Here is a 12851-nt window from a genome sequence, read left to right as displayed (position 1 = left end):
GAGCCTATAACTCGGTTACTTCAATACTGCCGTCGTCCACGATCCGAACGCCTTCGCCCCTATCCGCCAACATGCGGAAGTCATCCATGAGCGCCAGCAGCGCCTTATCCTTGAGCTTCGCTTCGAGCATGCAGTCAAGCTGCGGCGTCGCCGCCGCCACCTTCCGCAAAAACAGCAGCAAATCGTCCGCATTCAAATAATCAGCATGACTGCGTGGATTCGGCCCTTCCTTCGGACTGGAAAAATGGATTTTCGGCGGCAGGCTAATTTCGTACGTATCGTCCTTGCCAGCTGCCGCATTTGCCGCATCAGCCGCTTCGCTATTCAGCCGCTGCTCTTCAAGCCGCCACGTCTCGGCGATTTGCGGCCACAGGCTGCTGCACAGCTTGTCCAAGGAAACGCCGCCATCATTCACCAGATGGTGATGCACGTCAAGCACCATCGGCACTTGCACAGCCTGAGCCGCCTCCAGCGTCTCGACTGCATTGAACGTCTTATCGTCGTTCTCCAGCGTGACGCGGTGTCGATAGCGCTCCGGGAGTGCCTGAAACTGCCGAATAAAGCGTGCTCCTGCGACCATCTTATCGCCATATGCACCGCCAATATGTATGTTGCACTTGACTGACTCCGGCAGTCCCATTTCCTCCAGCATGCGGACATGATATTCCATGTCCCGTATAGAGCTTTCCAGCACCTCGGGCCGAGGCGTACTGAATACGCAAAAATGGTCAGGGTGAAACGAAACCCTCATCCGATTTTTTTGCACAAAATCACCAATTTCACGAAAAGCTTCACGCAGGGCCGGATAAGCATCCCAATCGGCTACACCCTGATGGGTTGCCAGCGGGATCAGCTTAGAGGAGAAACGATACATCTGAATATCGCTCGCCTTGGCATGCTTCAGCATCCGCAGTGTGCTGCGCAAATTGTCCTCAGCAATCCGCTCAAGCTTGCTCAGAGCCGCTTCGCGGTCGGCAAGCTTCGTAAAATTTGCAAACGTCATCGTTCGCGAAGGCGAAGCGTTTTCCAGCAGCATGCTCATGGCTACGAACCCGAACCTAACCAGCATCTGCTATTCACGCTCGCCAAAAAACATTTCGTAAGCCAATGCAGTCTGCACTTTAGCCTCTTCCTCTGTCAGCTTTCTCACAAGCTCCATCTCCACTTCAGTCACTTCTTCACCTTGAAAATTAATTTCAGCGATCGAAGCGAGGATGCGGACTATGGCAATAGCCTCATTGTTCGTCGTATACGCAATGACCTTCTGGCCTGTAGGGTATACGCGAAATCCGCTCTTTACCATCTTGCCCTTGCCGTATTCAAGCAATTCATGAAGCTCTTGCTCCGACTTGAATTTGCATACAGAATTAAACTCGGTTGAAAATCCCATGATCTCCCTCCTTTCTCTAGAGTGATTCCCCTGAAGCTTTATTACGCTTCGCTTGCTCCGAAATTGATTTTTTGCTTCTCGACATGCCTTCTTAGGGCCAGCTCAATCAACTTATCTAGCAGCTCGCGGTAAGTCATGCCTGTTTCTTTCCACATAAGCGGGTACATGCTGAAAGGCGTAAAGCCCGGCAGCGTATTAACCTCGTTAATAAACAGCTGGCCGTCCGACCTGCGCATGAAGAAATCTACGCGGGAAAGGCCTGATCCATCAATGGACAGAAAGGCGCGAATTGCCATATCCCGAACCGTCTCTGAAATTTCCTCCGAAAGCTCCGCTGGAATTTGCATGACCGATTTGCCATCTACATATTTTGCCTTGTAGTCGTAAAATTCATTAGAAGCAATAACCTCGCCCGGCACAGAAGCTTTAGGCTCGTCATTTCCAAGCACCGCAACTTCGATTTCTCTCGCATCGACAAATTCCTCAACGATCACTTTACGGTCATACTTGAAGGCATAATTGACTGCCGCCATCAGCTCCTCGCGGTTGCGCGCCTTGGAAATGCCGACACTGGAGCCCAGATTAGCTGGCTTAACAAAGCATGGGTAACCGAGGGCTACTTCACATTCCATTACAAAAAAGGCAGCATCCTTCTCCCACTGCGTACGGTTGAAGTAACGGAACACGCATTGCGGCAGCCCTTCCTGCGCAAATACTTTTTTCATCGTCACCTTGTCCATGCCTACTGCTGATGCCAGTACGCCTGCGCCAACATACGGAATGTTTGCCATTTCGAACAAGCCTTGAATCGTGCCATCCTCGCCAAATGTGCCATGCAGCAGCGGAAATACGACATCAATAGCCGTTGCTCCAGCTGCTGCTGCACCTGATGTATCTAAACCGGCAAACAGCGGAGCAAGCGGGAAGCCCGCTCCGGAAGCGCCTGCTGCAAGGCGCAGCTCGCTGGCGGTTTGCGGCTTGCTTCCAAGCTTGCCGCCAACTCTCCACTCGCCCTGCTTAGTAATATAGAAGGGGGTAATTGCGTATTTATCGTAATCAAATTCTCCCATTACTGCGAACGCGGTCTGCAGTGAAACTTCATGCTCGCCTGATTTTCCTCCATATACAAGTGCTACGTTTACTTTCGTCCCCATCGCATATCCTCCGGTAAAATAATGAATAATAACTTATAATTGATCCTCAATATGAAAAAAACGGTACCTGGTCTGTTCCGTCCAGGCATAAGAATCGCGGTAGTCCCAGTAGCGATGACGGCTAGGCACAGTATTCGCATTAACAAGCGGCATACCCGCTGCATCGAAAGCTGTTACGATCGTGCTGTGCTGAAAACGGTTGTCGCCGTTCCAGTCATAAGTGATGACATCGCCAAGCTGGAGCTCTTCAGCCGAGTCAACGACTCTGGCCCGAAGACCTGACTGCCGGGGAGTGGATAAATAGTTTGTCAGCGCATTTGACACCGACCAACTGTAGCTCCACCATTCCCTGCCTCCGTTACGGCCTTTATACCACCAGCCGCTGCCCCTGTTACCAGTATAATTCATCGGAGCATTGCCTGCAAAGACCGACTGGGAGATGTAGTTCGTACAGTTGACCTCGAACTCCTCATATGCAGGGTTGGGTTCATTCCACCAACGGTCGGCGTAAGCGGCGGCCAAATCGCGCCGATACAGCGCCCGGACAGTATGGGGCTGGAAGGCCGCAAACAGGTCATAATTCAAGTAGGGCACGGAGCGAAGCCGGAATTGCTCCTCTTCTAGCTGCTGCTCTTCCTCTCCAGCCAGTTGTTGATCCTGAAAAGAAAGCTCGAAGCGCGGCCGCCGTTCCGCAATGATCGGCTCAATGCGAACGATATGCCAGCGTTCGCCAGCAGCGGCCAGCCATAGCCGCTCCACTTCTTTCCGTTCTTCAATATAACGCATTCCTCTATGCTCAATCTGCCGCTTAATATGCAGTCGAATGAGCACGGATGCTTCGGCCCCAGACTCCTGCACCCTGACAAGCTCCGCCTTCGTCTCGCTGCGCGAGGGCAGGACGCCGCGCAGCAAATCCCGCTCGCGCAGCCGATTCAGTCGTCCGCGAAGCCTGCCGCAATGTTCCTTGTCTGCGACGAAGCCGTCTACCGCTGCCGCATGCTGCTCGGTTTCCGCCTGATTATACAGGCTTACATACTGATGCACGGCAGGCTTCCAGCCCCGGGCTTCCTCTCCGGAAAGCGGCGGAGAATCGCCTGAACGCATGAGCGAGGTCATGGAAGCCGCAGCCATTCGCGGTTGCTCAGCAGCAGCTGGCTCCGGCTTTTGCCGCTTGTGCTGCTTCGCTCCGCCATTCGTCGTTCCCGCTTGAGCATGCTGCTGCGCGAGCCGCTTCTGAGAGGCGGACAGGTTCAGCAGCGGCTGCCGCTCCTGCTTGCCTGCACGGCGGCTTGCCATTTGTTTGTCTGATCGCAAGGACATCGGCTTTCCCTCCTAAAAGCAAGCTTTTAATCCGCACGTGCTGCGACGGGCGCCAGGCAAGGGTGCGGTGCGCCTAATCCTTTTATTTATATGTTCACATCTCGCCAAACATGAAGCTCTGTCAAAAGCTCGCATAATAATCCATTATTAGGATAAAACAAGCGATGCCGATAGATGTTACATTCGTCCATCAGCCTAAATGCCTAAAATGGGCGCCAATATTCGCGAAAGCGGGTACAATTGGACTTTACGAGAGCCCCTATTTAGCGATATACTAGGAGCATAGCAAATTTGAAATCGTGTTTCACAGAGCGAAACACATCCCGAGCGTAAACGGTTGAAGCCATCCTTTGGTGGCAATGCTACCGTTTCGCGTAGAAATATAGAGAATGTATGGAAACATCATATACCTTCCTATATTTTAAAGAATGTTACCTTTTCTTTTTCAAAAGTAAAGCCATCTAAGGAGGAACTTGAACCATGTCTCATCAAAATCATTACTCCGTTCGCACCTCGCTTGACGTAAACGGCAAATCCTTTGCGTATTACCGTTTGTCCGGCCTGGAAGAACAAGGCCTTGGAAAAATTTCCAAGCTTCCTTACTCCATCAAAGTATTGCTCGAGGCTGCTGTACGTCAATTCGACGGCCGCGCTATTACGCCTGAGCATGTTAAACAACTGACAACATGGGCAGATGGACGCGAGGACAAAGAAATTCCGTTTATTCCTGCTCGTATCGTTTTGCAGGATTTCACTGGCGTTCCCGTCGTAGTCGATCTGGCAGCTATGCGTGATACGGTTAAACGTGCAGGCGGCGACCCTAAAAAAATCAATCCGCTCGTTCCGGTTGACCTCGTAATCGACCACTCGATCATGGTTGATGCATTTGGCAACGCGGACGCACTTGAATACAACACTAAAGTGGAATTTGAGCGCAATGAAGAGCGTTACCGCTTCCTGCGCTGGGCACAAACGGCGTTCGATAACTTCCGTGCTGTACCGCCGGGAACAGGTATCGTTCACCAAGTTAACCTGGAGTACCTTGCATCTGTTGCTGCTACAAAAGTCATCGATGGCGAAACGGTTGTTTTCCCGGATTCCCTCGTTGGTACGGATTCCCATACAACCATGATCAACGGTCTTGGTGTAGTCGGCTGGGGCGTTGGCGGTATCGAGGCTGAAGCAGGCATGCTGGGCCAACCGCTTTATTTTGTAACACCTGAAGTTATCGGCTTCAAATTGACAGGCAGCTTGGCAGAAGGCGCTACGGCGACTGACCTTGCCCTGACCGTTACGCAAATTCTTCGTAAAAAAGGCGTTGTCGGCAAATTCGTCGAGTATTTCGGTCCAGGCCTGTCCAACATCAGCCTTGCTGACCGTGCAACAGTTGCCAACATGGCTCCAGAGTACGGCGCAACTGTGGGCTTCTTCCCAGTCGACAGCGAGACGCTTAACTTCATGCGTGCAACTGGCCGTACAGAAGAGCAGATCGCTCTGGTTGAAGCTTACTACAAAGCACAAGACATGTTCCGCACAGATGAGACGCCAGATCCTGTCTTCTCCGATGTGATTGAGCTTGATATGTCGACTGTTGTTCCTTCCCTTGCTGGTCCTAAGCGTCCTCAAGACCGCGTTGAGCTGACAGCAATGAAAGAAGATTTCAACAACATCATCCGCACGCCGATCGATAAAGGCGGATATGGCATGACGGATGAGAAGATCGAAGAGTTCGTTGACGTGAAGCACCCGAACGGCCAAGCAAGCAAAATGGGCACTGGTGCGGTTGTTATCGCAGCTATCACAAGCTGTACGAACACCTCCAACCCAAGCGTTATGCTGGGTGCGGGCCTAGTAGCGAAGAAAGCGGTAGCTCTCGGACTAACCAAGCCTGCTTATGTAAAAAGCTCCCTGACGCCGGGCTCGCTCGTCGTTACGGAATATTTGAAGAAAGCAAACCTGCTGGAATCGTTGGAAGCACTTGGTTTCCACGTGGCTGGTTACGGCTGCGCAACTTGTATCGGCAACTCCGGTCCGCTTCCTGATGAAGTAGGCCAAGCCATTACTGACAACGACATGACGGTAGCGGCTGTATTGTCCGGTAACCGTAACTTTGAAGGCCGTGTTCATGCTCAGGTGAAAGCGAACTACTTGGCTTCTCCTCCGCTTGTTGTTGCCTATGCGCTTGCAGGAACAGTTAACATTGACCTTTCCAAAGATGCAATCGGCTATGACAAAGACAACAACCCGGTTTACCTGAAAGACATTTGGCCAACTTCGAAAGAAATTCAGGAAGCAACTGCGGCTGCGCTTAATCCGCAAATGTTCCGTGATAAATATGAAAATGTATTTACGCAAAATGATCGTTGGAATGCAATCGACGTACCAGAAGGCGAAAGCTACGAGTGGGATCCAAAATCCACTTACATTCAAAATCCGCCGTTCTTTGAAAACCTTGGTACGGAGCTTAACGACATTGCCGACATCCATTCTGCAAATGTGCTTGCGCTTATGGGCGACTCGGTTACAACTGACCATATCTCCCCTGCCGGCAACATCAAAGCGGATAGCCCAGGCGGCGAATATTTGATCGAAAATGGCGTAAAAAGAGAAGATTTCAACTCGTACGGCTCGCGTCGTGGTAACCACGAAGTCATGATGCGCGGTACATTCGCCAACATCCGTATCCGCAACCAAGTGGCTCCGGGCACTGAGGGCGGCGTAACGACTTACCTGCCTACTGACGAAGTAATGTCGATCTACGATGCTTCCATGAAGTATCAAAAATCCGGCAAAAACCTTGTCGTTATCGCTGGTAAAGAATACGGCACAGGCAGCTCCCGTGACTGGGCGGCAAAAGGTACTTTCCTGCTCGGCGTAAAAGCCGTTATTGCTGAAAGCTTCGAGCGTATTCACCGTTCCAACTTGGTCGGCATGGGCGTACTGCCACTGCAATTCCAAGAAGGCCACGGCTGGAAAACGCTTGGTATTACTGGCCGCGAAACGTTCGATATTACTGGACTGTCCAATAATGTGACAGCGGGCGAGTCCGTTACTGTAACGGCAACCCGTGAAGACGGCACTGCATTTGACTTCCAGGCTATCGTTCGTCTGGACTCCATGGTTGATGTAGACTACTACCGTAATGGCGGTATTCTGCAAACCGTGCTTCGTCAAATGATTGCTAACATGTAATAAGCTAACTTACAGCTTGATTCGCAGAAATTAAAAAAAGCAGCAATTCTCCCGTTATTGGAGAATCGCTGCTTTTTATTTTAGGGCTAGGGGAAATTATCCAATCTCATGCTTCACCCTTCCCCAGCCAAATGGTCAAAGCTTGCTCCTCATTCGCTGTCTGCTCCCGAGTCTCTTAGCTACTCCTGATCCAGCGGCTGCTCAATACCATCCTCATAGAAATCGAAGACCAACTGCTGCTGCGTGCCTCTTACCGCATAGAACACATCGGCCAGCGTGTTCCCCTTATGCTTCTGCCTCAGCGCAATCTCTAGCCACTCACGGGTCAGCCCGTGCAGCTTCAGATTATCCTCCATCACCGCGCCGTCCATAATAAGCTCTACGGGAAAAGCCTGCGCTAGCTGCGGCAGCCCCATATCCTGCTTCGTGACAAGCCGGTACGCATCCTTTTTCAGAATAGAAATTCTTCCATTATCTTCGAGCAAGGCATACTCCACTTCTTCGATATTGAAAACGCCCCTTTCCCTCAGCGCTTGGTTCAGCGAATCCAGCGTATAGCGAATTTTCTGCATGTTGGCTTCCATGACTTTACCGTTTTCTATCAGCACGGTGGGAGAGCCTGAGATCCAGCTGCGCATTTTTCGGCTTTTGAGAGCGAGCAGAGAAAGCAGGAAAGACATAGCTGTAATCACAACCAGGGAAAGCACGATGTAGGAGGGCTTCAGGGTGGCATTAAACGCCAAATTGGCCGCCAAGGAGCCCAGTGTAATGCTCGTTACAAAATCGTTAAACGTCATATTCGAAAGAGTCTGCTTGCCTAGAATGCGGGGAATGAGCAGCAGCAGTCCCACTGCAAGAATGGTCCGGATTAAAATTTCCACATACGTCATTTACAAACCTCCTCCCCCTATTATTCCCGATGTCAGCAGAAAATAATAGGTTAGACTAACCCTACAAATCAAAACAGCGACAGCCAAGGACGAGAAAACAAAGTCCTAGACTGTCGCTGTTTTTGAATTAACGTTACGCGTTAGTACATGTTTTTAGACTGAGGAATCATGCTCTCTTATCATAATTGATTTTATCAAGATATGATTCAACAAGTTGATTGCCACTTCCAGTGCTGTCGCTGATTGTTAAAATTACATAGTTTCTTGTTCTGTGGATGTAATAACCTCGCAGGTGTTCATATTCTTCTGCATTTTCCGATTGATATTTGTTCATCAGCTCATTGTAATAGGAGCTTATCGCACTTTGAATAATGTCGGCACTTTGTGGGCTATTCGCTTCAATAATTGCAAATTCTCTGGCGGTGCCATCTGTGCTAACGAACACTTTCGCGCTGGAAACATCTGAGACGGTTACGCCGCTGTAATGTTCCTTGATATTGGAAATATCCAGTTCTTTCATGTCTTTGTAATAAACCGAGGACGTCAGCATAAACTCGGAAAACTTATTGATATTAATTTTGGTTATGGGTTGCATCAGGACGTAAATACTTGTTAGGACAACCACTGCAGCTACTAGGGCAAAAACGAGTTTTTTCTTTGATATAGTTTTTATGAACTTCTCCTCCTTGTTGAAATTAAGCTAACCTATGACATATAAGAACAATTCTTCGGTCTTACTCTGATGATTTTACACCTGTTGACGCTATGATCCTCGATACCTTTTATTCGCTGTTTATTGGTTACAATCCTTCCAAGAGCATTAAACTAGACTACCCGTCAGCTTAATGGGACGTTATCAGTCCAACACTTTATTTTCTTTCGACATCCGAACGGCATAAAAAAAGCAGCGCCCGCTTCACTTATCCTCAAGTGAAGCGGGCGCTGCTTTTCTATTCATGTGTTCAACATACAAGCATGCAGCTGCCTTGCTGACCGCTATTTCATCATCGTGCTCATCCGCTTGGACGCTTCCAGCAAAATAGGAGCGGCATCGCGCATTTTATCCATCGTCATGCGGCTTGCCGGACCGGATACAGATAAGGCAGCGACAAGCTTGCCTCCTCGTCCAAATATCGGAGCGGAAAATGCAGCTGCACCCGGCTCCCGCTCCTCAAAGCTCGTCGCATAGCCCTGCTCCGTAATGTCTGCAAGCTGCATCTTATATTGATCCAGGTCAATCGTAAACAGCCATGATGGATCGCCGAAAATCTCTTCCCGCACGAGCGGGTCGGCATAAGCGATCAGCACCTTGCTTGATGCCCCTGCGTAAAGCGGCAGCCTCGCTCCGATTGGCGCTACCCGGCGCACGGGCTGATTGCTCTGCACCGCCTGAATGCGAATCCGCTCCGAGCCATCGCGCACGTATATGCTGACGGTCTCGCCCAGCTTATCGCGCAGACGCTCCATCTCCGGCTGCCAAATGACCGCTGGATCATCCGTCCGGGATAAATGTGCGGACAGCTCCCACACCCGCATGCCCAGCCGGTAGCGCTCCGTCACCAGGTCACGCTCTATAAAGCCTTTATCTTCAAGGGTGGCCAGCATCCGATGGACCGTGCTCTTATGGAGCCCTGTCCGCTCGGCGATTTCCGTCATAACCAGATCCTTTCCCGCTGTAAAACATAACAAAATATCCAGCGCTCGTTCGACTGCGCGTACGGTTGATTTCCCTTCCTCCGCCATGATGTGCCACACCTCCCTCGTTTCATTAAGTGAAACTCATTCTCACACAGTATAACTCATGAAAGGCTTAATCGTAAAGAAAAGTTCGCTTGATTACAGAAGCATTACAACACCTTAACAATACGTCGACATCAATTGACAGGCACTCCCGCTCCGCATACGATTAAAGTACTAGAAATGAGAAGCGTTTACATGGTTCGAGAGGAGGAGAAGGGTATTAGCACAACTATGATGACATCTGTTTCAATGGAAGGAACCTTCCCTCAAGGACTGCATCCCTTTCCTTCTCTGGATAAGCTCCAACTGCCACGCCCGAGCGCAAAAACCAGGAGGTTGCACGCATTGGTTGCTCTTATTGCCTCACTGCTAGCTCTTTGCATGATCGTTGTTGTTATCTTCCATGCCTACGTGGCTTGGATGCTCGCCTATCCCTACGTCGCACCGCTTACTTCCAATCCGAAGGCTGCAATCGGACTTGATTACGAGGATGTGCTCATTCCGAGCATTAGCGGCAAAACCAACGTCAGCGGCTGGTACGTGCCTGCGTACAGCGATGATTCAAACAGTGAGCCTGCTACTCGCACGATCGTGTTCAGCCACGGCTACGGCGCGAACCGCGAAGAGACATGGGTACCGATGTATGATTTAACGAAGCTGCTTAATGGCCTTCATTATAATGTTATGCTTTTTGATTATGGCTACGCCTCTGCTGCTGACAAAACGGCAGCAACCGGCGGCTTGGAAGAATCCCAGCAATTGCTAGCCGCCGTTCAATATGTGAAGGAGCAGGGCTCCAAGGAAGTGATCGTATGGGGCTTCTCCATGGGGGCAGGAACCGCACTGCAAGCTGCGCTGCAATCCAAGGATATTAACGGCATGATCCTTGACAGTCTGTTCGTGCCAAGCGCTGATTCGCTGTTCAACAATGTCAGCCAGGTAGTCAGCTTGCCACGTTTCCCATCTGAAACCTTGATCGGGGCGCTGCTTCCGCTCTGGACAGGAGTAGGCATCGATTCCGTACCTGCCGAGCAAATGATGAATACGAGCTACGATATTCCGATTTATATTATTCATGGCACGCAGGATGTGAAGTCGCCCTATACGACGGCGGAGCATATTGCAGACAAACAAACGAATCCATTGTCCCGCTCGTGGATTGTGCAGCAGGGACAGCATGAAATGCTATTCCGCGAGCATCCGAGCGAATACATTCAGCGCGCTGCGCTGTTCCTTAGCCAGGTTAATCAGCAGGTGCTCGCTGCTAAAGGCTGATCCGGCAAGCAGCCAGCGCTTAAACAAATCGGCATGCCGCATAGCAAATGCCCCGCATACTGGAGCTTTTCCAGCAGCGGGGCATTTTTCCTCACAACCTCTACTATGAACCGTTACCGCGGCTTAAATCCCCGCTTCACCCTTGTAGCGTTTGCGAAACTCAATCGGCGAATACCCTTCCTGCTTTTTAAACAGCCGTGAAAAATAGGAAAAGTTGCTATAGCCCGTAATTTCGGCCACATCGCTCACCTTAAGATCCGATTCGCTGAGCAGCTTTTTCGCGTATTCCATACGCTGGCTTACGATATAATCCGTTAGAGACGAGCCTGTCTCCTTTTTGAACAATCGGGATAAATACGCAGGGTTAAAATGCAGCAGCGAGGCGATTTCCTCCCGGCTGACCTCCTCTGACATTCGCGACTTTACATATTGCTCGATTTGCTCTACGACAGTCGGCTCGCTTTCCTTCTGACTCGCCGCATGCTCAAGCGCCATCTCAATGACCTGCCTCGTCCACAAGCGCAAATGGGCAAGCGACTTTGTGCAAGGCGCACTCCCCTCCCGTTTAACGCTGATCGCATCAATAACATATCCGATTGAAATACCACTTTGATTAAAAGATTGATAGAGCGAAGATAGCAACTGATAATAGAGCGCTTTCAAATCTTCTTTGGAAAGTGGATATTCCCTATCGTAGGAAGCGAACCATTCATCGACCGACTGATATAGCTCCGCATGGCGGCCCTTCTGCAGCAGCAAGGCAAATTCCGCCGGCCACTCCTTGCGCCCAAGCAGCTGCTCCGGCATCTGATGCGCTTGCTCGCCCTCAACCCATACGTCCTTCATATCGCCCGCGCACTGCCGCTCCAGTTTAAGCAAGGAGGCGCTGCGGCTCCCGAGCGTACAGAGAGCTCCCGGCAAGCTGATATAGCATTTCACACGGCTGTAAAAATAAACCCCGCAATCTTCGACCAGCCCCAAGCATCGTCTGCGCAGCTCGGCAATGCTTCTCCCCTGCTCCTGCGCATGGTAGACGACGATAAACAGCTCGCCATTGCGGCTCTTGAGAACGGCGCCCGGCCAATTTTCCAAAACGGTTTCCTCCGCACGGTTCATAACCGCGTACTCTAAAATTTCTTCATCCTTTATGCCAAAGCGCGCCTTCCAGCCAGAGATGCTGACGAGCACGAGCATAAACTCGCCGCTATCTGCTGCATCCGGCTCCATCAATGAAAGCTGGCTAAGCAGCGCTTCATTATTAGGCATTTTCCCAGCAGGATAAAGTACATCGTTCCAGAAGCGCTCGACAAGCTCCTGCTTGTGATGGCGCAGCACCTTTTCAAACTTGCCTATCCGCCGTTTCAGCAAATTATGCTCTCGATCCTGTTCCAGCTTGCGCAGCGAACGAGCTACCGTTTCCAGCAGCAGCTCATGTCTGACAGGCTTAAGCATATAATCGAAGCAGCCTGCACGCAGCGCCGCCTGAACATATTCGAAGCGGTTATGCCCCGTAACAAAAATGACGTTGGCCGAAAATTGCTCCTGGTTTAGCCATTCAAGCAGCTCCAGCCCATTTTCACCCGGCATTTCAATATCGCAGATGACCACATCAATCCGCTGGGTGCAAAAAATAAGTCGCGCCTCCTCTGCATCCATCGCTCCGTACACATCACTTATTCCTAACGAATTCCAATTTATCGTCTCCATGATACTTTTCAAAGCATAAGCTTCATCATCTACCACGAGAAGGCGATACATAATTAACACCCTCCTTTGCGCTTTGAAATGTTTATTTCAGCGGCCTGGTTCGCACAAGCCGTCTATCGTTTTAATGCATCGCTTCCTTCCAGATGTTTTCCAATTTAATCTTATCAAATTATGGATATTAAA

At 50.4% G+C, this 12851-nt stretch carries 10 protein-coding genes; 2 read left to right on the top strand and 8 right to left on the bottom strand.

Translation table 11 applies throughout. The features are described from left to right. Window positions 1-4: 4 nt before the first annotated feature. From uvsE to MHB80_RS04215, 4 genes are read right to left on the bottom strand one after another with little or no spacing between them, the layout of a single operon-like run. Window positions 5-1069 (bottom strand): UV DNA damage repair endonuclease UvsE, encoded by a 1065-nt coding sequence (gene uvsE, locus MHB80_RS04230; RefSeq protein WP_341281000.1) that lies wholly within the window; start codon window positions 1067-1069, stop codon window positions 5-7. Between the two features lie 3 nt (window positions 1070-1072). Then, entirely contained in the window at window positions 1073-1390 is a 318-nt protein-coding gene (locus MHB80_RS04225) for a hypothetical protein (protein WP_046232147.1), read from the bottom strand. A 41-nt stretch (window positions 1391-1431) separates the two neighbouring features. Continuing rightward, complete coding sequence (locus MHB80_RS04220) at window positions 1432-2544, bottom strand: D-alanine--D-alanine ligase (protein WP_341280999.1); 1113 nt, start codon at window positions 2542-2544, stop codon at window positions 1432-1434. 33 nt (window positions 2545-2577) lie between these two features. Continuing rightward, entirely contained in the window at window positions 2578-3864 is a 1287-nt protein-coding gene (locus MHB80_RS04215; protein ID WP_341280998.1) for an amidase domain-containing protein, read from the bottom strand. Window positions 3865-4344: 480 nt separating this feature from the next. Between MHB80_RS04215 and acnA the strand changes: the two genes are divergently transcribed. Next, entirely contained in the window at window positions 4345-7056 is a 2712-nt protein-coding gene (gene acnA, locus MHB80_RS04210; protein WP_341280997.1) for an aconitate hydratase AcnA, read from the top strand. A 179-nt stretch (window positions 7057-7235) separates the two neighbouring features. Here acnA and MHB80_RS04205 read toward each other — a convergent pair whose 3' ends face one another. From MHB80_RS04205 to MHB80_RS04195, 3 genes are all read right to left on the bottom strand, one after another. After that, window positions 7236-7946, bottom strand: coding sequence for a DUF421 domain-containing protein (locus MHB80_RS04205; protein WP_341280996.1), 711 nt, complete (start codon window positions 7944-7946; stop codon window positions 7236-7238). Between the two features lie 166 nt (window positions 7947-8112). Then, on the bottom strand, window positions 8113-8466 hold the full coding sequence (locus MHB80_RS04200; RefSeq protein WP_341280995.1) for a DUF4358 domain-containing protein: 354 nt from the start codon (window positions 8464-8466) through the stop codon (window positions 8113-8115). A 476-nt stretch (window positions 8467-8942) separates the two neighbouring features. Continuing rightward, window positions 8943-9689, bottom strand: a complete 747-nt coding sequence (locus MHB80_RS04195; protein WP_341280994.1) for an IclR family transcriptional regulator — start codon at window positions 9687-9689, stop codon at window positions 8943-8945. Window positions 9690-10031: 342 nt separating this feature from the next. Here MHB80_RS04195 and MHB80_RS04190 point away from each other — a divergent pair, with 342 nt between their 5' ends. After that, a complete protein-coding gene (locus MHB80_RS04190; protein ID WP_341280993.1) occupies window positions 10032-10961 on the top strand; it encodes an alpha/beta fold hydrolase in 930 nt (309 codons plus the stop codon). Between the two features lie 123 nt (window positions 10962-11084). On the opposite strand, the gene MHB80_RS04185 is transcribed toward MHB80_RS04190, so the two are convergent. Then, on the bottom strand, window positions 11085-12719 hold the full coding sequence (locus tag MHB80_RS04185; protein ID WP_341280992.1) for a response regulator: 1635 nt from the start codon (window positions 12717-12719) through the stop codon (window positions 11085-11087). Between the last annotated feature and the right edge of the window lie 132 nt (window positions 12720-12851).

The organism is Paenibacillus sp. FSL H8-0537 (assembly GCF_038051995.1).
Lineage (GTDB): Bacteria > Bacillota > Bacilli > Paenibacillales > Paenibacillaceae > Pristimantibacillus.
The sequence above is the reverse complement of the archived record's forward strand: the minus strand, read 5'-3'. Positions and strand labels throughout refer to the sequence as shown.